The 22474-nt window shown below is 65.8% G+C and carries 21 protein-coding genes; 14 read left to right on the plus strand and 7 right to left on the minus strand.

Annotated elements, in window-relative coordinates:
• Window positions 1-38 precede the first annotated feature (38 nt).
• The 10 genes from Amac_RS10055 (at window position 39) to Amac_RS10100 (ending at window position 9195) form a co-directional block, all read left to right on the plus strand.
• On the plus strand, window positions 39-1094 hold the full coding sequence (locus Amac_RS10055; protein WP_246268208.1) for an ABC transporter ATP-binding protein: 1056 nt from the start codon (window positions 39-41) through the stop codon (window positions 1092-1094).
• Entirely contained in the window at window positions 1084-2115 is a 1032-nt protein-coding gene (locus tag Amac_RS10060) for an ABC transporter ATP-binding protein (RefSeq protein WP_155354043.1), read from the plus strand. Before Amac_RS10055 ends, Amac_RS10060 begins: the two co-directional genes overlap by 11 nt.
• 66 nt (window positions 2116-2181) lie before the next feature.
• A complete protein-coding gene (locus Amac_RS10065) occupies window positions 2182-2475 on the plus strand; it encodes a hypothetical protein (RefSeq protein ID WP_155354044.1) in 294 nt (97 codons plus the stop codon).
• A gap of 37 nt (window positions 2476-2512) precedes the next feature.
• Complete coding sequence (locus tag Amac_RS10070; protein ID WP_155354045.1) at window positions 2513-3910, plus strand: aromatic ring-hydroxylating oxygenase subunit alpha; 1398 nt, start codon at window positions 2513-2515, stop codon at window positions 3908-3910.
• Between the two features lie 97 nt (window positions 3911-4007).
• Entirely contained in the window at window positions 4008-4355 is a 348-nt protein-coding gene (locus tag Amac_RS10075; protein ID WP_281356262.1) for a 2Fe-2S iron-sulfur cluster-binding protein, read from the plus strand.
• Between the two features lie 27 nt (window positions 4356-4382).
• Window positions 4383-5378 (plus strand): thiamine pyrophosphate-dependent dehydrogenase E1 component subunit alpha, encoded by a 996-nt coding sequence (locus Amac_RS10080; protein ID WP_218040991.1) that lies wholly within the window; start codon window positions 4383-4385, stop codon window positions 5376-5378.
• Window positions 5371-6363, plus strand: coding sequence for an alpha-ketoacid dehydrogenase subunit beta (locus tag Amac_RS10085; protein WP_155354047.1), 993 nt, complete (start codon window positions 5371-5373; stop codon window positions 6361-6363). The genes Amac_RS10080 and Amac_RS10085 overlap by 8 nt, the downstream gene beginning before the upstream one ends.
• On the plus strand, window positions 6356-6604 hold the full coding sequence (locus tag Amac_RS10090; RefSeq protein WP_155354048.1) for a biotin/lipoyl-containing protein: 249 nt from the start codon (window positions 6356-6358) through the stop codon (window positions 6602-6604). The genes Amac_RS10085 and Amac_RS10090 overlap by 8 nt, the downstream gene beginning before the upstream one ends.
• A gap of 337 nt (window positions 6605-6941) precedes the next feature.
• A complete protein-coding gene (locus tag Amac_RS10095) occupies window positions 6942-8360 on the plus strand; it encodes an ABC transporter substrate-binding protein (protein ID WP_170322416.1) in 1419 nt (472 codons plus the stop codon).
• A gap of 73 nt (window positions 8361-8433) precedes the next feature.
• Window positions 8434-9195 carry an SDR family NAD(P)-dependent oxidoreductase gene (locus Amac_RS10100; RefSeq protein ID WP_155354050.1) on the plus strand — a complete coding sequence of 254 codons (762 nt, stop codon included), beginning with the start codon at window positions 8434-8436 and terminating at the stop codon, window positions 9193-9195.
• An 85-nt stretch (window positions 9196-9280) separates the two neighbouring features.
• Here the strand turns inward: Amac_RS10100 and Amac_RS10105 are convergent, their stop codons facing one another.
• From Amac_RS10105 to Amac_RS10115, 3 genes are all read right to left on the minus strand, one after another.
• Window positions 9281-10531, minus strand: coding sequence for a multidrug effflux MFS transporter (locus Amac_RS10105; protein WP_155354051.1), 1251 nt, complete (start codon window positions 10529-10531; stop codon window positions 9281-9283).
• Between the two features lie 28 nt (window positions 10532-10559).
• Window positions 10560-11855, minus strand: a complete 1296-nt coding sequence (locus Amac_RS10110; protein WP_155354052.1) for an MFS transporter — start codon at window positions 11853-11855, stop codon at window positions 10560-10562.
• A gap of 119 nt (window positions 11856-11974) precedes the next feature.
• Window positions 11975-13615, minus strand: coding sequence for a class I adenylate-forming enzyme family protein (locus Amac_RS10115; RefSeq protein WP_170322417.1), 1641 nt, complete (start codon window positions 13613-13615; stop codon window positions 11975-11977).
• 465 nt (window positions 13616-14080) lie between these two features.
• On the opposite strand from Amac_RS10115, the gene Amac_RS10120 reads away from it, so the two are divergent.
• From Amac_RS10120 to Amac_RS10130, 3 genes are all read left to right on the plus strand, one after another.
• Complete coding sequence (locus Amac_RS10120; protein WP_155354054.1) at window positions 14081-14419, plus strand: ArsR/SmtB family transcription factor; 339 nt, start codon at window positions 14081-14083, stop codon at window positions 14417-14419.
• 84 nt (window positions 14420-14503) lie between these two features.
• The gene (locus Amac_RS10125) at window positions 14504-15664 is read left to right on the plus strand and encodes an FAS1-like dehydratase domain-containing protein (protein ID WP_155354055.1); all 1161 of its coding nucleotides are present in this window, start codon (window positions 14504-14506) and stop codon (window positions 15662-15664) included.
• 84 nt (window positions 15665-15748) lie between these two features.
• Window positions 15749-16507, plus strand: a complete 759-nt coding sequence (locus tag Amac_RS10130; protein ID WP_155354056.1) for a 2-oxo acid dehydrogenase subunit E2 — start codon at window positions 15749-15751, stop codon at window positions 16505-16507.
• Window positions 16508-16538: 31 nt separating this feature from the next.
• Here the strand turns inward: Amac_RS10130 and Amac_RS10135 are convergent, their stop codons facing one another.
• Together Amac_RS10135 and Amac_RS10140 are read right to left on the minus strand one after the other, a co-directional pair.
• Window positions 16539-18179 carry a GMC family oxidoreductase gene (locus Amac_RS10135; RefSeq protein ID WP_155354057.1) on the minus strand — a complete coding sequence of 547 codons (1641 nt, stop codon included), beginning with the start codon at window positions 18177-18179 and terminating at the stop codon, window positions 16539-16541.
• Between the two features lie 48 nt (window positions 18180-18227).
• Entirely contained in the window at window positions 18228-19100 is an 873-nt protein-coding gene (locus Amac_RS10140; protein ID WP_155354058.1) for an alpha/beta fold hydrolase, read from the minus strand.
• A gap of 131 nt (window positions 19101-19231) precedes the next feature.
• On the opposite strand from Amac_RS10140, the gene Amac_RS10145 reads away from it, so the two are divergent.
• Complete coding sequence (locus tag Amac_RS10145; protein WP_155354059.1) at window positions 19232-20023, plus strand: acyl-CoA thioesterase; 792 nt, start codon at window positions 19232-19234, stop codon at window positions 20021-20023.
• A 5-nt stretch (window positions 20024-20028) separates the two neighbouring features.
• Here the strand turns inward: Amac_RS10145 and Amac_RS10150 are convergent, their stop codons facing one another.
• Together Amac_RS10150 and Amac_RS10155 are read right to left on the minus strand one after the other, a co-directional pair.
• Window positions 20029-21324: a CaiB/BaiF CoA transferase family protein gene (locus Amac_RS10150; protein WP_155354060.1), complete on the minus strand. Its 1296-nt coding sequence runs from the start codon at window positions 21322-21324 to the stop codon at window positions 20029-20031.
• Window positions 21321-22472, minus strand: coding sequence for a CaiB/BaiF CoA transferase family protein (locus Amac_RS10155; RefSeq protein ID WP_155354061.1), 1152 nt, complete (start codon window positions 22470-22472; stop codon window positions 21321-21323). Before Amac_RS10155 ends, Amac_RS10150 begins: the two co-directional genes overlap by 4 nt.
• Window positions 22473-22474: the final 2 nt, after the last annotated feature.

Raw genomic sequence — 22474 nt, forward strand, 5'->3', positions numbered from 1 at the left:
CCATCGAGGCCCGGACTGCTTCTCGGCTACTTCTTCAGGTGAGAAACCTGAAGGTCTGGTTCGACACACCTCGTGGCCTGGTACGGGCCGTCGACGGAGTCGATCTCGATCTCCGGGCGGGCGAGACCCTGGGGATCGTGGGCGAGTCAGGCTCGGGCAAGTCCGTGCTCTCCCGGTCGATCATGAAGATCCTCGCACCGAGCGCCCGGGTTCTTCCGGGAAGCGAGATCCGGCTCAAGGGCCTCGACCTGGCCACGGTTTCGCCGAAGCAGAACAAGCACCTCTGGGGTGTCGACCTGTCCATGGTCTTCCAGGACCCTATGACGTCGCTCACACCGGTGCTGACCGTTGGCGCGCAACTCACCGAGACCCTCCGCTTCCACCTCGGGCTGAGCCGCGATCAGGCCGAGGAGGAGGCGATCCGCCTGCTCACGCTGGTGGGGATCCCGGAGCCGGCCAAGCGCGCCAAGCAGTACCCGCACAACCTGTCCGGCGGCATGCGCCAGCGTGTCACCATCGCCCTCGCGATCTCCTGCTCGCCCGAACTGCTGATCGCGGACGAGCCGACGACGGCGCTCGATGTGACGGTCCAGCACCAGATCCTCAACCTCCTCGAGCGGCTGCAGGCGGACTCGGGCATGGGCATGGTGCTCATCACCCACGACCTCGGGGTGGTCGCGGGACGAGCCGACTCGATCGCCGTGATGTACGCCGGGCGGATCGTCGAGAAGGCGCCCACCAAGCGGCTGTTCTCGAACATGCGGCATCCGTACACGCGGGCGCTCATCGACGCGATCCCCCGGATCTCCCACCCCAGCCACACCCGGCTGGCCTCGATCCCGGGCCGCCCACCTGTGCTGATCGATCCACCGCAAGCGTGCGGCTTCGCACCGAGATGTCCGTCGGCGCAGCCGCGCTGCCTCAGCGAGACCCCTGTCCTGGAGCCCACACCGATCGATCCCGCCCACGCGTCGGCCTGCTTCTTCCCGCTGGGAACTCCGGCCGGCGACGCGGCACGAGAGAACAACATCAAGGCCGGCGTCAACGCAGCGGGCACCGCCGTGAACGCAGGGGAGTCAACTGATGGCCGGTAGCGGTACTGCCCACCTTCGTGCCAGCGACGACGTGGTCCTGGACGTACGCAACCTGACCGTCGAGTACGTCGGGCGGCGCGGCGAACGCGTGTTCGCTGTCTCCGATGTGAGTTTCGACGCGCGCCGAGGCGAGACCGTAGGGCTCGTCGGCGAGTCTGGTTGCGGAAAGTCGAGCGTGGCCAAAGCGATCATGCAGCTGCCTCCGCCGACATCGGGTTCGGTCCTGGTCGACGGCGTCGAGGTCACCGCGCTCAAAGGTTCGGCGCTGCGGCGGCGGCGCGACAAGCTCCAGATGATCTTCCAGGACCCGATCTCCTCCCTGAACCCGCTGCGCAGGGTCAAGGACATCATCGCCGAGGGCCTGCGCATCCACGGCGAGCTGAGCAAAGGCGAGATCGAGACGCGGGTACGCACGATCATCGAGCGGGTCGGACTCGACCCTGACACCGCTCCCGACCGCCGGCCGCACGAGTTCTCGGGGGGCCAATGCCAGCGAATCTCCATCGCTCGCGCCATGGTCCTCGACCCCCAGGTGGTGATCTGCGACGAGCCGGTGTCCGCCCTGGACGTCTCGGTGCAGGCGCAGATCATGAACCTTCTCGAGGAGATGAAGGCGCGATACGAACTCACGATGGTCTTCATCGCGCACGACCTCGCGGTGATCAAGAACCTCAGTGACCGCGTCGTGGTGATGTACCTAGGCAAGATCTGTGAAGTGGCCGACTCCGACGCCTTGTTCGCCGCGCCGCTCCACCCGTACACCCGCGCCCTGATCCAATCCATCCCCGAGCCTGACCCGGAAGCGGGCATACAGGAAGCCGCGCTGTCGGGCGATCTTCCGTCGCCGTCGAACCCTCCAAGTGGGTGTCGATTCCGGACGAGGTGCCCTCGCGTCCAGGACATCTGCTCGCGAGAAGAACCCGAGATTCGGGAAGCGGCTCCGGGGCGGTTCGCCGCGTGCCACTTCCCGCTCCTGGAAGCCGCGACTGCTCCTGAGCAAGGCGAACTCGCGTCGGCGTGACCATTGCCCGAAGCTGGAGCCCGCGTTACGTTAAATCTATATTTCTAGAATCATAGAAGGAGTTGTATGTTCAGAGCGAGCACCGTCCAAGACGTTGAAGTGAGCGGCGAGTCGGGCTACGTTGACGCGCTCCTCGCGAAACTCCTCGACATCGATCACCACCGCATTGCGGCCAACGATTCTCTGGTGCTCCGCAAGGCCGTCCTCGGCCTGCTCGAGATCGTGGCCGAGTTGGAGCGTCGCCTGATCGCCCTCGAAGGGCCCGATGTGCGTACCGAATGGACTACGCGGCTGGAGGAGCACCTGTCCGCCGCTCAGCCGGTGTACGCGACGACTGATGACAAGCAGACCGCGCAGTGAGTTGTCAGCCCGAGACGAGAAAACAGGAGGAAGAACAATGACTGTCACTGATCCGCGAACCAGCACCCCGGCCAAGGTCACGCCGATCGGGCCGAACGGCGAGGAGGTGACCTCGAAGGTCCCGTTCCACATGAAGGACTCGCTGCATGTGCCGGCGGAGCGTTACTACTCCCGCGAGTTCTACGACCTGGAGAAGGAGAAGCTCTGGTCGCATGTGTGGCAGATGGCGTGCCGCGAGGAGGAGATCCCGGACCCGGGTGATTTCGTGGAGTACGAGATCGTGGGAAAGTCGTTCCTGCTCGTGCGCCAGAACGACGGTTCGGTGAAGGCGCTGCACAATGCGTGCCGGCATCGGGGCACTCAGCTGGGCAAGGGGTCCGGTCGGTTCCCGGGCGGTCAGATCGTGTGCCCCTTCCACGGGTGGCGGTGGAAGACCGACGGGCAGTGCTCGCATGTGTTCGGCCGGGAAGGTTTCTCCGACGGCGTGCTGTCCCGGGACGAGATCGACCTGCCTGAGTGCCTCGTCGACACCTGGGGCGGGCATGTGTGGATCAACATGGACCGCGACGCCGGGCCGCTCCGCGAAGCCCTGTTCCCGGTCGCGGACATTCTGGACCATGTCAACGTCGGGAACATGCGGGTGAAGTGGTGGAAGGAAGTCGTCCTCAACTGCAACTGGAAGCTGGCGCAGGAGGCCTTCTTCGAGAGCTACCACGTCAAGCAGACACACCCCCAGCTGTACACCCAGCACAACCAGGACGACGCCGACGAGACCAACCGCTCGCTCCCCGAATACCAGTCGTTCGTGAACGGGCACGGGCTCTTCCAGGGCGGTGACGCCCAGCGGGGAAGCACCCACGGGAACGCGACCAACCTCCTGGAGATGGCTCGGGTGCTGTGGTCGGGTCAGGACGCCATGACCCTCGAGCGTGACCTGTGGGTCATGGAGAGCGTCTCCGGCAAGGTCGACCCGACGGACCCGCAGTTCGGGCTGGCGACGGTCGACGCCCTGTTCGAGTACTGGGAGAGCGCCGGCATTCCGGCCTACGAGCGGCGTCCGGAGGCCCTCAAGCTGTGGGGCGGGGACGTGTTCATGTTCCCGAACTATCTGATGCTGCCGATGTACAACAACTGCCTCTGCTACCGGGTGACGCCGTACAACGACGACCCCGAGCAGTGCAAGTTCGAGGTCTGGTCGCTGACGGCCTACCCCGAGGGCAACGAGCCGGGACGGCCCGAGTCGCTCGGAAGGTTCGACAAGGATGACGCGGATCACTGGGGTCTCATCCCACGGCAGGACTTCTCCAACATCGAGCGGATGCAGCAGGGGATCAAGGCGCCGAGCTTCACCGAAACTCGGCTGGCGGCGAAGTGGGAGTTGACGATCTCCAACATGCACGAGGAGCTCGACCGCCGGTTGGCGGCCGAGTACTGACCTCGGATTGACGGCTGGGCTCGAACCGGTGCGGTCGTGCCCAGCCGCTTTCGCGGCGAAATTTCCAGTCGAAACGTCTCCGAAAGTGGGGCCAATGATGCCGTGGGTCACTGTTGAGCCTTCGGGTGTGCGGTTCGAGGTGCGCGAGGGCGAGTCCGTAGCCGAGGCCGCTTGGCGACAGGGCTACGTATGGCCGACGAAGTGCTGGGGCCAGGCGGACTGCATGTCGTGCTTCACGAAGATCGTGGATGGCGAGCTGTCCGCGGTGCCGGCGGGCACGGAGGAACTGGACGCCATGCGCTTGAAGATGGTGGCCCGGGTGCGAGGCCCGATGGTGCGACTGGCCTGCCGGTTGACGGTCAAGAAAGACGGCTTGGTGTTGCACAAGCAGGGCGTGCGGGTTCCGGAGGACGTACCCAACTCCAACCAGGCCATAACAGGTTAGGGCAGGACATCAAACGGCAGGGAGAATATGAGTGACATAGCGCAGCTGACCAGTTCGCAACTGAGCAGCATGTACGAAGTGATGTGCAAATCCCAGGCATTGGAGTTGCGGATCCTCAAGGGGATGCGCAGCGGTGAATTCGCCACGATCATCTGGCCCGCGCGTGGCCAGGAAGCGGTCGCCGGAGCACTCAGTCTTGCCTTGCGCCCTGACGACCGGCTGATCACGACCTACCGCGGACTGCATGATCACGTGGCGAAGGGCGTTCCGCTGGTCGAGATCGCGGGCGAGGTGCTCGGGACATCCGTCGGCGCGTGCAAAGGCAAGGGCGGGACGATGCACATCGCCGCTCCCGAGCAGGGGCTGATGATGTCGACCGGCATCGTCGGCTCCGGGCTGCCGGTCGGCGTCGGACTGGCCCTGGCCGCTCGGTTCCAGAAGAGTGATCGCGTCACCGCCGTCACCTTCGGCGACGGAGCGACGAACACGGGGTCCTTCCACGAGGCGGTGAATCTCGCCGCGACGTGGAAGCTGCCGGTGGTGTTCGTCTGCCAGAACAACCTCTACGCCGAGATGACGCCGGTGGAGGAGACGATGGCGATCCCCCACGTGGCGGACCGGGCCAAAGGGGTCGGGATGCCTGGCATCACGGTGGACGGGAACGACCCGGTTTCGACGTACCTGGCCATCCGGGGAGCCGTTGACCGGGCCAGGGCGGGCGAGGGCCCCACCCTCGTGGAGGCCGTCACCTTCCGATTCGAGGGCCACTACGCCGGCGACCAGATGAAGTACATCCCGGCCGAGCAGCTGGAAGAGGCCAAGAAGCACGACCCCATGATCACGTTCCGGGAGACGCTGCTCAGCCACCCGGAGATCACGGAGGAACATCTGGCCGCCATCGAGGCCAGGGCGGCTCAGGAGGTCGACGAGGCGGTCGAGGCCGCCAAGGCGGCACCTCAGCCGGATGCGGCAGAAATCGAGCGGGACGTGTACGCCGAGAGATTGGTGGCTGGCAATGTCTAAGAAAGCGACGATCCGCGAGGCCATCAACTCCGCGCTGGACGAGGCGCTGCGCACCAGCGCGCAAGTCTTCCTGCTCGGTGAGGACCTGGCCGATCCGGCCGCGGGAGTCAACGCCGTGACGCGCGGCCTGGCCCTGGAGCACGGTCATGACCGTGTCCTCAACACTCCGATCTCCGAGGCCGCGATCGTCGGTGCGGCCGTGGGCGCCAGCCTTGAGGGCATGCTGCCAGTAGCGGAGATCATGATCATGGACTTCATCGGGATCGCGATGGATCAGATCGTCAACCACGCGGCCAAGTTGAGGTATATGTCGGCGGGTCGTACGACGTCGCCGATCACGGTGCGGGCGGTGGTGCTCGAAGGCTCGGGCGCCGGTGGGACCCACTCGCAGTCCCTGGAGGGATGGTTCATGCACATCCCGGGTCTGAAGGTGGTGTACCCCAGCACTCCGGCCGACGCGAAGGGCCTGCTGCTCTCGTCGATCTTCGACCCGGACCCGGTCCTGTTCATGGAGGCGTCGCGCCTGTACGGGAAGCGCGGTCCGATGCCGACCGAGGATGGATTCCGCATCCCGATCGGCAAGGCCGACGTCAAACGCCAAGGTCGGGATATCACGATTGTGACGTACGGCCCCGCCACGTGGGAGGCACTGGAGGCTGCCGAGGCACTCAGCGCCGAGGGGATCGAGGCTGAGGTCGTCGATCTTCGCACCTTGCTTCCGCTGGACCTGGAGACGGTCCTCGCGTCGGTGGCCAAAACGCGACGCGCGGTCGTCGCGCACCATGCGGTCACATTTGGCGGCCCAGGCGCGGAGGTGGCGTCGCAGATCACGGAGGCCCTGTTCAACGAGCTCGTTGAGCCGGTGGTGCGGGTCGGCGCCAAGTTCAGTCCGATCCCGGCGCGCGCGTCAGAGGCCGCGGTAACGCTGGGGACCGGAGACATCGTGGCCGCGGTCAAGAAGGTGGCGGGAGCGGTACGTGTCTGAGCGGATTCCCGTGAGCATCCCGAAGGTGTCGATGGCGATGACCGAGGCCATGTTCATCGAGTGGCTGGTCGAGGACGGGGTCATTGTCACCGCGGGCGACCACATCTACTCGGTGGAGACCGAGAAGGTGGAGGTGGAGGTGGAGGCCGCGGTGAGCGGTGTCCTTCGCCATGGGATCGCCCAGCCCGAAGAGGTGTATCCGGTGGGTACCGAGATCGGATTTATCGATAGCCAGGCCTGACCGGTCGCTGGGGCGGGGCGAGGCCTCGCATCTGTCGCACCCCCTACGAGGTGCGGCTGGTCAGGCAGTCTGCGGCGGGGTACGCGCTTGAGGCGCGTGCTCCGCCCACGCGCGCGTTGGACGTTGTCATGCGAGGCAGGTTGATTCCGGGCAACGATTCGATACATTTGCAAGTGCCGAAGGAGAGGGCATGAAGGCAAGTCGGCGAGCGCTCCCGCGAGCCGTGGTCGCGTTGGCGATGGCCGCGGTTATAGCGGGGTGCGGCGGAGTTTCGAACAAGAACGGTGCGGAAAGCGTCGGAGACGGATCCCCCAAAAGCGGGGGTGAGGTTACCGGCGTGGTGCTGAGCAATCCGATCCCGGACTCCGCAAGATGCGGCACGCCGACCGCGTGGATCTACTGCGAGCCGATCTACGGCTCGTTGATGCGTTACGTGGCGAAGGACGACAAGTTCGAGCCGGCGATGGCCGAGTCACTCGAATCGTCGCCGGACGGCAAGGTGTGGACCCTCAAGCTGCGGAGCGGCATCACGTTCACCGACGGCACTCCCTACGACGCGGACGCTGTCTCGTTCAACTGGGAGCGGGCGAAGAACCCCGCCCTGCTTTCGCCGGCCCTGTATTGGCTGGCGCAGATGACGTGGCAGGTAGTCGACCCCCTGACGATCGAAGTCACGCTGAAAGGACCGAACTACAACTTCCCCTGGGCGCTGCAGTACGAGCTCGGCATGATTGGTTCTCCCAAGGCGATCCAGGAGAAGGGCGACGCGTTCGGGAAAGAGCCGGTCGGCGCGGGTCCGTTCATCCTCGAGCAGTTCGTGGAGAACTCATATTTGCGCTACACCCGGAATCCTGACTACATCGAGAAAGGGCTGCCTTATATCGACAAGCTCACGCTCAAGCTGATCCCGGGTGACGACGTGCGTATCAACGCCTTCCGCGCCGGAGAAGTCAATGTGCACCGAACCTACATCAAACGGGACGCGAAGGCGCTTGAGGACGCGGGCAACAACGTGCACCGGATGGTGGTCTGGGGTGGCACGGCCTTGGGCTTCAACGTGAAGGACCCGGATCTGAAGGACAAGGACCTTCGCGCCGCGCTGATGCACGCCTTCGACAACGCGCAGCTCACCGCTGCCATCTATCCGGGTGATGTGGCGCCCGACTCCTGGTACGCACCCGACAGCCCGTACCGGGAGGATAACGTCAAGTATCCGGCGTTCGACCTTGCCGAGGCTCAGCGGTTGTTCGACGGGTACCTCGCGAAGACGGGGAAGACGAGTCTCACACTCGAGCTCATCGGCTTCGGGACAGCGCCTGTGGCGAAGCAGGCGATCGAAGTGATCGGGGCGCAGTTCAACAAGATCAATGGGCTCACGGTGAACGTGCGGCCGCTTGACAACCTGGTGTTGACGCAACGCTGGCGGGAGTCTGACTTCCAGCTGTCGTACGTCTCGTCGGCCAACAGCCAGACGCCCGAGAGTATGTTCCGCGCGTTCAGCACCAACGGGGACCTGAACTACTACGGCTATTCCAACCCCACGCTGGATGAGGCGCTCGAGACCACGCGGCGAACGACGAATGCGGACGAGCTGGCGGCGGCATGGAAAGCGGTGGGCGCCGAACTGTCCAAGGCAGACGCTCCGGTCCGGCTGTTCGCCTACGAGCATGACATGGTGATCGGGGCTCCGACCGTGCACGGAATCAACCCGGTAAACGTCGGGGCCGCGACGTGGGAGCGGGTCTGGGTCGACTGAATCGGCCGACCTGGGTGGTACCCGGTGGGTGCCGCATTCTATGATATCAAAAATATCGAAAGAAGGAGTTCCCATGGGGCGTCTGGATGGCAAGGTCGCGCTGATCACCGGCACCGGTGGTGGGCAGGGCAGGGCGGCGGCCGAGATCTTTGCCCGTGAGGGTGCGATGGTGATCGGCTGCGATCTGAAGGTCGAGGGAAACCGGGAGACAAAGGAACTGGTCGAGGCGGCCGGCGGCACCATGCTCGCGGCCGCGCCGGTGGACCTGGGCGATCCCAGGAGCGCCGAGGAGTTCGTCGAAGCGGCCGCGGCCGAGTGGGGCGGGCTCGATATCGTTTACAACAACGCGTCGGCGCAGAAGTTCAGTCCGTTCGCGGAGATCTCGCTGGACGAGTGGGCGTTCACGATGCGCAACGACCTGAATCTCGTCTTCTACGTGACCCGGGCGGCCTGGCCCCACCTCGTGGCTCGCGGGGGCGGCTCGATCATCAATACCGCGTCCGGCGCCGGTTTAGGTGCTTCCAAGACGACCCCCACGGTGGCGCATGCCACCGCGAAGGCCGGTGTCATGGGATTCACGCGTGCCCTGGCCGCTGAGGGCGCTCCGCTGGGGATCCGCGTCAACAGCATTGCTCCCGGTCTCATCGAGACACCCGTCTTGAAAGAGCACCTGACTCCCGAACTGGTCGCGACGCTCTCCGCCTCGATCCCGCTGGGACGGATCGGCAAGCCGGAGGACATCGCCAATTTCGCGCTATACCTCGCCTCGGACGAGTCCACCTTCGTGACCGCCACCACCTTCGTAATCGACGGTGGCACTACGACGATCCATTGAACGGGGGACGAAGTAGTCGAACACTTCCCGGCGAAGGTCGTAGTGGTAGAAGCGGTCTGTCGATTCGATAGTTATCGAATCGACCCTAGGACTTGTGGCCGCCGATCTCGTAGACGCTCGTGTCCCGGCTTGTGAGGCGAAGGAGCGCCCCGGCAAGGACGAGTGCTGCGGTCATCACCAGACTGAGCGGAAGAGCCGTCTTGACCCCGATGGCCCCCACGAGCGGGGCGACAAGGCCCCCCGTTCCCGACTGCAGGCAGCCGAGAACGGCCGCCGCGAGTCCGGCTTTCACGCCATGGCGATGGAGCGCGAGCGCGGGCGTATTGGGAAGCACCATCCCGATGGTGAACAGCACGACTCCCATCGGAATCGCCGCACCGGCTGGCCCGCCGATTTCACCCAGGGCCAGTACCACCGCGCTGAGCGCGGCCAGCAGGCCGACGAGATTGGCGGCCATCATGACCCTGATCAGGGGGAACCGGGAGATCAGGAGCGGGTTCAACTGCGCCCCGGCCAGAAAGAGTATCGCGTTGATCCCGAAGACCAGGCCGAACTCCTGCTCCGAGAGACCGAAGCCGTCCTGGAATACGAACGAGGACGCCCCGATGTAACTGAACACCGCGGCAGCGGTGAGGCCACCGATCATCGCCAATGAGATGAAGGTACGGTCTCGCAGAATCTCAAGATACGACGACGCCACCGCGCGGGGACGCGACGACCGGCGACGCTCCCGGGGAAGCGACTCGTCAAGAAACATGAACGCGCCCAAGGCGAGCACGAGACCGATCACCAGCAACGTGGCGAAGATCCCGCGCCAGTCTGTGAAGCGAAGTAATTGGCTGCCGAGACTCGGCGCGAGGATGGGAGCCATCGCGACCACGAGCATGTTGCGCGAGATTATCCGCGCCATCGCGGTGCCCTGGAACCGGTCCCTGATGGTAGCCATGATCACCACCGATACCGCGGCCGCGCTGAGCCCTTGGAGGAGCCGCAACGCCGCGAGCACCTCGATGTTCGGCGCCACCGCGCAGAGGAGCGAGGCGCTCGCATGGGCGAGCAGACCGAACAGCAGCGGTGGCCTGCGGCCCACCGCATCTGAGAGCGGGCCGACGATCAACTGGCCGAGTCCCATCCCGAGAAGCATCCCGGTGAACGTGAGCTGCGTCATCGAGTCGGTCGCCTGCAGATCGTCACGGACCTGCGGCAACGCCGGGAGGTAGAGATCGACGCTCAGCGGCGGCAGGGCGGTCAGGCAGCCGAGAAGCAGTACGAGTCGGACGTACTGCCATCCTGTCGCCGCTGAGGATTCGGAACGTATTTCGGGTTCGGCGGACATGGTTCCTCAGAAAGGTAGTTACGAAGATTCACTCGCCCGAGTAGCCGGGCGCCTCGCGAGGACCGGTCGCCGCCACGAAGGCGGCGAAGACCGCCGCGACGCCGGCCGAGCACGCGACCGCGGCCGGTGCGCCGATCAAGCTCCCCGTCGCGCCGAGCACCAGCGCTCCGATGGGGACGAGGCCTCCCCACGCCACGATGTACAGGCTCGTGATGCGACCCCGCGCATGTTCCGGCGCGACGTAGTGCAACGTCGTCTGGAGCGAGGTCATGACCGAGAAGTTGCAGCCCGCGACCAGCGCGGAAAGCCCCAGGGACAGGGGCAAGTAGGGTGACGCCGCGAACGCCATCAGGGCGAGCGCCATGAGAAGCATGCGCAGGGCGATCGCTCGAAGGCTGAGGAGCGTGCGGCGTGAGCTCGTTGTGAGCGCGCCGACCGCGGCCCCCACTCCGGTCAGCACAAGGAGAAGGGTGAATGTGGTGTCGTCCCCGCCGAGGATCGTGTACGCGAACACGGGAAGCTGGGAGACGTACGCCGAGGCGAAGAGCGCGCAGACGGAGGTCACGAGCAGGGCGAGCAGGGCCGGTGGCCGCTCCCGGGCTATGCGGATGCCCTCCGCGATCCGCCGCAGCGCCGACGCCTCATCGCGCGCCAGCTTGATCGGCCGAATCCTCGCCCGTGAGACGATCGCCGAACTCAACAGGCTGGTGGCGGCGAACACCCCGAACGAAGGGCGGGCGCCCCATGCGACAAGGAGTGGAGTGGCGAGCGCCGGACCGGCGATCCTGGAGAGGTTCAGCCCCACGGACTGGAGCGCGACGGAACTCGCGACGTCGGCCGGCGGGACAGAATTGACCATCACCGCCGAACTCGCCGGCGCGTTGAGGGCCTGCAGGGTGCCGAGACCGAACGCGAACGCGAAAACCACCGCGACGCCTACCCGGTCCCCCAGCATGCTGAGCACGAACACGAGCGCCAGTGAGAGCAAGCCGATGAGGGCCTGGGCCATGACCACGATGCGCTTACGCTCGAACCGGTCGACGAGCGTTCCGGCGTACGGCGCGAAGAACAGCAGCGGGCAAAGATTGAAGAAGTAGAGCAGCCCCAACATGAACTCGTCGTTGCCCGAGAGCCTCGATACGAGCCACTGCATCGACACATTGGAGACCCAGAAGCCTCCTTGGGTTAACAGGAAGGTCGACCACAGCAGGAAGTAGGACTGGTGACGGAGGCTGCTCAGCGCACCCGTCTGTGGCAGCTTGGCGAGAACCCGCGCCAAGAGCCCGGGCGTGGGTTCCGGCGCGGACCCGGCCTCGGCGACCATCAGCTCGGCCCGCTCCGCGTCAGCCTGGTCCTACTGACGGGAAACCTGCTCAGCAGACTGCCACCCCACTGTCGTGCCTGGTCAGGACCGTAGTGGCAGTCCATTTAGCAACCTTTCCATTAGTAACCGACCTTCGACCCGCTCAGCCGGGCGTCCACGAGTGCTTTGACGTGGCTGAGGACCGGCTTGCTCGTCGCCGTCATCTGGAGGTCGGACTCCTCGACGAAGAAGATCTGCCTCGGGATCTTGTAGCTTGCCAGGCGGTCCTTGAGGTAGGCCTTCACACCGTCCTCGGTGAGGCTGGCGCCGTCACGGGGCACGACCACGGCCACGATGGCCTCGCCGACGGCCGCGTCCGGCACGCCGATCACGGAGGTGATCCGGACATCGGGGTTCTCGTAGAGCGCGGACTCGACCTCGCCCGGAGACACATTGGCCGCATTGGTACGGATGATCGCGGACATCCGGCCCGTCCAGTGAAGGTAGCCGTCCTCGTCCAGGTAGCCGCCGTCATTGGTGTGGTAGAAGCCCTCGGCATCCAGGTAGTCCTCCGGGAACACCTTGTGGTAGCCGCGCATCAGGCCGGTGCCCTTGAAGACGATCTCCCCGAACGTGTTCGGTGGGAGCTCCTCGCCCGTCTCCTGGTCGACGATCTTGAACCTCATCCCCGGGAGCGGCCGGCCGTGGGTGCTGGTACGCAGCTCCACGGGCGAGTCCCAGGGGATTGCGGCGGCCAAGGTGAGCGCCTCGGTCAGCCCCAGCGAGGCGCCGCCGAACGGACGGTCGGGCGGCAGGTCGGTGTAACCGGCCAGCGCCGCCCGCGGGAAGATCCGGAGCGAGGACAGGTCGGCGGGGTTCTCGTCCAGCACCTCCTCAATCTGCGTGAGCTGTGGCGGCGTCACATGGATGACCGTGATCCCGCACTTTTCGATCAGGCGGACCGCCTCGGCCGGGTCGAACCACTCCTGCATCACCAAGGTGGCGCCGGACGCGATGGCCGAGCCGAGCACCCAAGCGACTCCCGCGCTCCAGAACAGCGGATAGGTCCCCCAGATCACGTCATCCGGGCGAAGGCTGAACATGTCCGGCAGCCGGTCGAATTGGACCCGCACGCTCCGGTGGGTGTGAATGACCCCCTTCGACGGTCCCGACGTGCCGGAGGTATAGATGACGAGGGAGTCGTCGGTCGGGTGGATCTCATCTTCAAGAGCCCGCAGGTACTCAGGAGATAGACCGGGGGCCCGTGCGAGCAGGTCGTCCCACCCGATGACCTGCCCACCGACGGCGCCGTCCCCGACGTGCACCACATGGCGCAGGTACGGGAGCCGCGGGTCGTAGAACGGTTCGGAACCGGCCAGCCCGGGGAACGCCTCCACCAGGTCGTCGAGGTAGGCATGCCGGAGCAGGCGATCCTGCAGGATCAGGATCGAGGCGTCCGCGTGCCGCAGCAGCTGGTGCCGCTTGACCGCCGGCTCGTACGTGCTCAGCGGAATGCACACCGCGCCGATCGACATCGTCGCGAAGCAGGCGACCACCCACTCCGGCCGTCCACCCATGAGGAGGGCGACCCGCGTCCCCTTTCCGGCGCCGAGGCCGATGAGCGCCGCCTCGAACTTGGTGACCTCCTCGTAGAGACGGCGGTACGTCCAGCTCTCGTCACCGAAGACAAGCGCGGTACGGTCCCCGTGCTGCTCGGTGATCGCGCGCAGAAATACCGGGAACGTCAGGTCCGGGTCGACGTGAATCTGCTGCAAGGTCACGACTGTCACGCTCTTCGTATCCGCGCGCCGCATGTGCACGCTTGAGATCGTTGGCTCGGCAAGTTGGGCTCCTCGTATACTTCTATAGTTCCCGAAGCATCATTCGTAACCTACTTCAACATGTCAAGAGATCGACAGGCCATCGCTTCCACGAGCTGGGACACGAAGGTTCGCGTCGCAGGCCCCGGCTCCGGAAGCCAGTCGTGGGGTGTGCGCAGGTCGGCATCTCAGGTTGAGTCCATCAGGCAATTCGACTACACTTCGATGTTACTGGAAATGTACACGCCGACCATTGGGCGGGGCCCCCTCTTCGATCGACACGGCGCCTTGGCGGCGAATCTCACTCAGCTCTCCCAAGCGCGAGAGCTGAGCTGAACATGCTCCAGAGTCGAGGGTTTGCATGAATCCATAGATCTAGAAACATGATAGAGTTGGGCGGACAAAAACCATGACTGGATAAGGAAAATGCCTCGAGTCAATGCCGCCCCGAAACAGTCTCCCCTGGAGAAGTCGCAGGAAGCCCAGTACATCAGCATCTTCCGCGCGCTCTCCGAGCCGCTGCGGCTTGAGATCCTCTCCCTCTTCGACGACGAAGGCCGCTGCGCCTGCACCCATCTGGAGGAGCGGTTGCCCATCTCCAAGTCGACGATCTCGTACCACATCAAGATCCTTTACGAAGCGGGCCTGATCAACATCCGCAAGGAGGGTCGCTTCTACCACTACGACCTGCGTACCGACGTATTCGACTATTTCGTCCCTGACCTCCTGGAGAGAGTCCGGGGCGAGCGCTCGACACGCGTCTAGCGAGCGCCGTCATCGCCCGTACGTTCATTTCGGGAATTGTCAAATAATCGCGGCCGTCCGCCGCGGTGAGGTGAGGAGGCACCCATGGCCGAGGAACTCGACACGTCCGACATTGACCGTTGGGTCGGCGTCCCGCTCAGCCAGAGCGGCCTGGTCGAACCGATCCAGCTCAACGACATCCGCCGGTGGGCGCAGGCGATGCACCATCCGAACCCGCTGTACTACAACCCGGAATACGCCGCGGCGAGCCGTTTCGGCCAGATCGTTGCCCCGCAGTCCTTCACCGTGGTCTGCGAGGCGGGACACGGCGCCCGGCCCTCAACCCAAGGCCACATCCCGGAGTCGCACATGCTCTTCGCCGGCGACGAGTGGTGGTTCTTCGGGCCGCGAATCTTCCCGGGGGACCGCGTCACCATCGACCAGATGGTCTTCGACTACCGCAAGACGACGACGAAGTTCGCCGGGCCGACCGTCGTCCAGCGCGGCGACAACCACTACGTGAACCAGCGCGGCGAGCGGATCGCGATCCAGCGCTCATCCGCGATCCGCTACCAGCCCGCGGCGGCGCGAGCGACGGCCGCTTTCGACGAGCACGACGAGGAGACCGACTGGAGTGACGACGACCTGGCACGCATCACCAAGGAGAAGCACGACTACGTTTCCTCGATCATCGCGCTAGGCCATGACCGGCGAAGCTGGGATGGGGTCCAGGTGGGCGACGAACTCCCCACCAAGGTCATCGGACCGCACAGCGTCATCTCGTTCACGACCGAGTGGCGCGCCTACTCCATGACCGGCTGGAACACGGCGTGGCGCAAGCAGCTGGCGGACCCGGGAAACAGCGGCTGGACGGCCGAGATGTCGGTCAACGAGGAGCTGGTCGGCTGGGACCCGGAGTTCGCCGACGGCGCCTACTACGGCGCCGCGCGAGGCCACCTGAACGCGAAGTACGCCAAGCGCATCGGCATGCCGCGCCCCTACGGGTACGGCGCTTCCATGGGCGCCTGGGTGCTCGACTACCTCAGCTCCTGGGCCGGCGAGTGGGGGTTCGTCCACCACACCAACACCCAGTACCGCGGCCCCGCCCTGTCAGGCGACGTCACCTACCTGCGCGCCACGGTCACCGACAAGTCGCACGATGTCGACCCTGCCATGGGCAAGATCCATCTCGACTACGTGATGACGAACCAGCGGGGCGAGGTCCAGGCCAAGGGATCGGGCGAGGTCCTGATCCCCCGCGACTAGGAAAGACACCATCGAGGGTCGGCAGGAGGGTGATCGGTGAGCCGCTGCACAGCCACGCCTAGCCCACTGACCAGGAAGAGTACGATGACCATCGCGCCCAGCTTCACGCCTTCGCCCCTGCGCGGGACCACAGCGAAGCTCACCCGGCTGAGAAAGACCATCGCTCGCCGCATGATGGAGTCACTGCAGGGTTCGGCCCAGCTGACCACGGTGGTCGAGGTGGACGTCACCGGCATCGCCGCGTTGCGCGACCAGCACAAGGCGGCCTTCGCGCACCGCGAGGGCGTCAAGCTCTCCTTCCTTCCCTTCTTCGCCAAGGCGGCCGTCGAGGCCCTGCAGATCTACCCTCTGGTCAACTCGACCCTGAACCTCGAGGAAGGCACGGTCACCTTCCCCGACGCCGAGCATCTCGGCATCGCCGTCGACACCGACAAGGGCCTGTACGTCCCCGTGATCAAGCACGCCGGTGCGAAAAGCCTTGCCGAACTCGCGCGCGCCATCGACGACCTCGCCAGCCGCACCCGTGACGGAACGGCGTCGCTGGACGACATGTCGGGGGGCACCTTCACGATCACCAACACCGGCAGCCGCGGGGCACTGTTCGACACCCCAATCATCAACCACCCCCAATCGGCCATCCTGGGCACCGGCGCCGTCGTAAGCCGTCCCGCGGCCGTCCGCGACGCCGAGGGCAACGAGACCATCGCGCTGCGGTCGATCGCGTACCTCGCCCTGTCGTACGACCACCGGATCGTCGACGGCGCCGACGCGGCCCGCTACCTCAACTGGGTCAAGAGCCGTCTCGAAGCAGCCGACTTCGCCAAAGAGATCACCATCTCGTGACCGTCACACCCACCCTGCAGGCGCACGTGTCTTAGCTGGTGAGATCGAAGAGGGCGGCGGCGCGTTCGCCGATCATTACCGCGGTGGCCGCAGGGCCGCGGCGGATGATCGTTGGCATGATCGAGATGTCGACGACTCGAAGGCCCTCCACGCCGTGGACGCGGCAGTACTGATCCACCACTGCGGTGGGGTCCGACTCGGGGCCCATCCGCGCGCTGGAGCTCGTGTGGAGGGAGGTGCCGAGGTTACCTGTGACCCACTTGCGGAGAGCCTCAGCAGAGGCGTAGTCCTGGGCGGTCGGACCGACGATCTGCGCGCCAAGATGTTTGAACTGGGGCGACTGCAGCAATTCGAGGGCGAGTCGTACGTTGGCCACAACCCGGGGCAGGTCCGCTGGATCGGAGAGATAGTTGAAGCTGATGCCCGGCGAATCGGCAGGGTCGGCGGAGTTGAGGTAGATCTCACCGGTGCTCTGCTCGGCGTCGAGGCTACAGAGGAGCACGAGATTGTCCTGATTCCTCGCCTGCGTGTACACAAGCCGGGTAGGAAGCCGGCGCAAGGCGGACAGGGTCGCCAGCGGCCGCGTGAGGTACGACGGCACTCCGATGCGCTTTCCCGTCGCCGACCCGATCATCCTGCTGTACGGGGCAGCCCCGCACGTGATCTGCAGGTCCCCGTCGACGGTGGATTCAGCCGCCGTGTGGTTGAGACACGTCTGAAATGGCATGAAATCCACAGGGAGCGGCGTCCTATCCTCGCGCACCCGATAGTTCACGAAGACCGAGGGATGGTCCTTCACATTGCGACCGACCCCGGGGCTGTCATGGACGACGTCGATGCCGTGCTTGCGGAGACTGTCCGCAGGTCCGACGCCGGAGAGCATGAGCAGGTGCGGCGATTTGATGCCACCGGCACTCAAGACGATCTCGTTGCCCCGGAATTCGGCGGGTCGCCCGTCGCGTTCGGTCTCGACGCCCACGGCCCGCTTGCCGTCGAAGAGCACTCTGCGCACAAAGGTGTCGCCCAGCACGGTGAGGTTCGGTCGGTTCCGGATCGACGCAAGGTAGGTGACGGCGGTATTCATGCGGAACCCGTCGACAACGTTCCGCGGAATGGGACCCACGCCTTCCTCGGCGGGCGCGTTCTTGTCCGGGTCCTCCGGGTAACCGGCCCGCAGGCAGGCCTCGATGAAGGCTTGCGAAACAGGCTGCAGTTCCTTCTGACCAGGTCGCCGGACCGGCATCGGCCCGTCTTGGCCGTGGAACTCGTCAGCGAAGTCCAGATCTCGCTCGCTCTTCTTGAAGAAGGGCAGCACCTGCTCGTACGACCAGAGATCGTTGCCCAGCGCGGCCCACTGGTCGAAATCCTCACGCCGTCCGCGAATGAAATAGGTCCCGTTGACCGCGCTTGAGCCACCCACCAGCTTGCCGCGGGCGAGGGGATATTTCTGGCCCGGCGTGAGTTCGCCGACGAACGACCAGTTGATCGGGTGACCGGGAAAGGTCGCGGCCATCGATCTGGCTCTGGAGATTTCGGCGGGGAAGTTGTCGAGTCGCTCGTAGTCGGGACCGGCGTCCAGGAGGAGCACCTGCCGGGAATCGTTCTCGGACAACCGGGCGGCGAGCGCGCACCCAGCCGACCCGGCCCCGACGATGATTACGTCGTACGTCACTTCTCGCAGCCTCTCAGTTATTTCTATAGATTTGAAATCGTAAACATGTTACACGCGTGCGTCAATGGCGTCGTTCCACTCCGTGAGCTGGGGCACGAGAAGCGGCCAGCGCTCGAACAGGGCTTGGCCACGCGCCGCTGCCGCCTGCGTGCGCTCCACCCATTCCCGGTCGCCCCACGGAGGCTCGACGAGCCGCGCGCCGGGGATCAGCGCGGCGACCCCTTCCGACGTCGCGCGGGTGTGGTTCGAGTCGCTCGCGCCGCTGCGAAAGACCAGCGTCGGCGCCGCGACACGCGTCAGGTCGGCGTCCGCGAGCCCGGGGACGAGCTGCTCCTCCCTCGGCGCGTACGCGACCATCCAGCGTTCCATCGTGGCGATGAACTCCCGAGGGTCGAGCGCCAGCATGCGCTCCCTGTTCGCCGTGTTGCGCTCGAGGACTTCCCGCCAGGTCGGCAGCTCGACTACGGCGGCCATACCACCCGTCCACGCTGCGGAGATGGAGTCACCGCAGTAGTGGCAGCCGAGCGTCATGAGTCCGTAGACACCGCCGCTGATCCACCAGATCGCCAGCCCCGCGGCGATGTCCGGATGGCGAGCCGCCGCCAGCAGGGACACGCGTGAGCCGCCCGAGCCGCCCGCGATGACCACCGGTCCCAGGTCGAGCGAGCGCACCAGCCCCGCCAGCGCGTCGGCCTGGACCTCCGACTCCGAGGGACCGGTGAAGCCGACGCTGGACGCGCCGCAGTTGGGCCGATCCCAGATCACCACCCGCCGCCCCCGCGCCGCGAGCGCCTCGGCGGTCTCGCGGACGCCGCCGTAGTCCTTGCTGAAACGGCCGCCCGGGGTCAGCACCCAGGTCTGGTCGCCGTCGCCATGGATCTCGTAGGCGATCTCCAGCCCGTCCACATCGGCTACCGGCATGAGTCTCCTCCTCATATTCGAGCGCTGACCGCTATCGCACCAGATGGGCTATTGTGTGGCGGTCTCACAGTTCGATATTCTCAAAACTATAGCAATGACTGGCCGTGCAGGGCAGTACGGAAAGCGAGCCGATGAACCTCACCATTGATGAACTGCTCGGGATCGACGGCGACACGCTCCGGCCGCCCGCCGGTTGGGGCAATATGTGGGGCGCGACCTTCGGCGGCTATGTCGCGGCGGTCATGCTGCAGTCCTTCGAGCGGAACGCGCCGGAGGGGCAGTCGGTCGCGGGGGCGCACATCGCGTTCGCCCGTCCGCTGCGTACGGAACCGGAAGCGCGGCTGGTCGTGGACGTGCACCATCGCGGCCGGAGCGGGGCGGCGTTCTCCGGGCGGATCGATCAGGGCGACGCCACCACCACCGCCGGTATCGCGTGGGCGACGGTGGAGGCCGACCAGCCGTCGCGTATCGAGGTTTCTCCGCCGGATGTGGGGCCGCCGGAGGCGTACGAGCGGAACGTCAGCCGCGGCGGCGAGAACACCTTTGTCGACCGCGACTTCGACATGCGAAGGGTGCCGACGCCCGACGATGGAACGCTCACGCTCCAGTGGATGCGGTTGACCCGCTTGCGCGTCGAGGACGGTGAGTCGTGGCCGGTGGCAGCCCTCGGGCTGGTCGCCGACATGGTCGGCGCCGGGCAGTATCGCGCGGCGCAGCTGACGGCAGGCGAGAAGTACGGCGCGCTCTCGCTCGACCTCACCATCCACGTGGCGGCGATACCGCGCGGGCCATGGCTGCTCGGAGTCTTCGAGAACCTGGCACTCGACCGGGGCCGGACGATCGGCCGCGGCCTCCTCTACGACCAGCACGGCACCTTCGCCGCGAGCCTCACCCAGCAGTCTTTGGTGCGACCGATTCGCTGACCTCATCAGCGGATGTGCGGGGCGAATTCCTCGCTGATATGCCCGCCGGCCTCCAGGCGGGCATACTCCTCCGGCGTCACGCCAAGCTCCGCGTAAAGCTCCGCGTTGTGCTCGCCAAGGCGAACTGGAGGCCGCCGCGGCTCGGGACGCTCTCCGTTCCGGAGCCAGAAAGGCCCGGGATAGTCGTGCGTCCCGGCATCGGCCTGGGTCATCTCGACGAAGAAACCGCGCGCCCGCAGGTGCGGGTCGGCGAACGCCTCCGCGTCGTCGAGGACAGGACCTGCGGCGACACCCGCCTGTTGCAGCAGCTCAGCGGCCTCCCGATGCCCGTGCTCGCGGGTCCACGCGGCGATGATGTCGTCCACCTCGTCATGGTGGGCACGCCGCTTGAGCAGGGTGTTGAAGCGCACGTCGCGCACAAGCTCGGGCCGACCGATAACCCGGCAGAGAGCCGCCCAGTCATGATCGTCGCTCAGGGTCACCACAACCCAGCGATCCTCCCCCTTACATGGATAACAACCCTGAACCCACTTCCTCGACCGGTTCCCCGCGCTCTCGATCGCCTCCCCTGTCGTGGCATGCCGGAGCACCAGCGGCCCGATGAGGTTGACGAACATCTCCACCAGCGAGGCGTCGACCAGCAGCCCCTCTCCCGTGCGCCGCCGATGATGGATGGCCAGAATCGCCCCGTAGGCGGCGGCGAGGGCGCCACCGTGATCAGCGGGCACCGCCCACGTGTTCGCGTCCGGACCGCGTCCGCCGTACGTGCGGACGAGATCGTCTCCCCCGAATGCCTCCACCTGGATGCCCAAGGCCTTGTGGTCACGAAACGGACCAGTCTGACCGAACGCGGAGACGCGTACGAGGCTGATGTCGGGCTTCTGCTCCCGCAACCACTCCCAGGTGACGCCAAGCCGCTCCATCACGCCGGGTGCCGAGTTCTCGATGACGATGTCAGCGGTGGCCACGAGTCGGCCGAAAACCTCCAGGCCCTCAGAACGGCGCAGGTCTACCGTCATCGAGCGCTTGTTCCGCGCGGTCAGGTTGAACCACGGGTAGCGGTTCCACGGGCGCGCGCCCGGATCCCGCCCGGGATACCCGCCACTGATGGAGGGCACGTTGGCGACGGACTCCTTCGACGGCCTCGCTCGCGCGCCACGCGTCATCGGCACGAAAATCTGCGGGTTCTCGACGCGGATCACGTCCGCGCCGAGATCGGCAAGCATCATCGCCCCGTACGGCCCGGCCAGGACCACACCGAGATCGATGACCCGAACTCCGTCAAGAGGCAACCCGGTCATGCCGTGGCCTCCTGCGCGGTCAGGCGCGCGATCCACTGCTCGTCGACCCCCGCCTCCCGCAAAACCTCGATCGTATGCTCCCCGAGCCGCGGCGCGGCAGGCCAGGCATCCGGCTCGGGCCCACCAAGCCTCACGATCGGCCCGGGCACCATCCCCGCTGAGTCATCCACGTCGACTCCTTTGAAAAACGATCGGGACCGCAGATGGTCGTCCCGTAGCAGGTCAGCCATGGTGTTCATCGGCTCCGACGGCACTCCGGCACTCTGGAACAGATCGGAAATTTCCCGCTTCGTACGGGTACTGCACCAGTTCCGCCACGCGGCGTGCACATCCTCGGGCACCGTCCCCACAGCAGGCGCGGTACGGAATTCCGCAAGCTCCGGCAGGCCGACAACCCGACAGAAGGGCTCCCACCACAACCCTCCAGCGGCCACGCTCACCCAGCCATCGGCGCACGGATTGGCATGCGGCGGAAACATCTCCGGAGTGCCACCCCGCGTCAACGGATCACCGCAGTACGCATAGGCGACAAGCGCATGAGCACGCCGGTCGATAGAGGCAGCCATCGCCTCGAACCCCGAAATGTCGTAATGACTCCCTCCCTGCCCGTTGGCGACCCCGTACATAGCGGCCAGGGTGACAACGGCGGCGGAGAACCCGATCGTGAGCCAGCTCACGTACGGAGCCAGCGGCCCCGGCGGCAGATCAGGCTGACCCGTCGCGTACATCTCGTGACCCATCCCATAGAGGACATGCTCCGACGCCCGCCAATCCCGGTACGGCCCCGACCCCCCGAACGGCGTCACGGAGATCACGATCAAGGTCTCCCGTCCCGCACGAAGACGGTCAGGATCCAGCCCATAACGCTCGCGCCCAACAGCGTCACAGGACTCGATCACCACATCCGCCCGATCAAGCACGACATCGAGCGCAGCGCGGGCGTCCCCATCCTCCAGATCGAGAGCGACGGACCTTTTCCCCATGTTGCAGTACACAAAGTCGTAAATATCCTGACGAAGCACGTCCCCAGAAGGTGATTCGACCTTGATGACATCCGCGCCGTTGTCGGCGAGGAGGCGGGCTGCGAACCCGGCCGGAATACCGGTCGAAAGGTCGACGACCCGGAGCCCCTCCAGCACACCGCTCATCC

Origin of the sequence: Acrocarpospora macrocephala (assembly GCF_009687865.1) — a bacterium.
GTDB classification, from domain to species: domain Bacteria; phylum Actinomycetota; class Actinomycetes; order Streptosporangiales; family Streptosporangiaceae; genus Acrocarpospora; species Acrocarpospora macrocephala.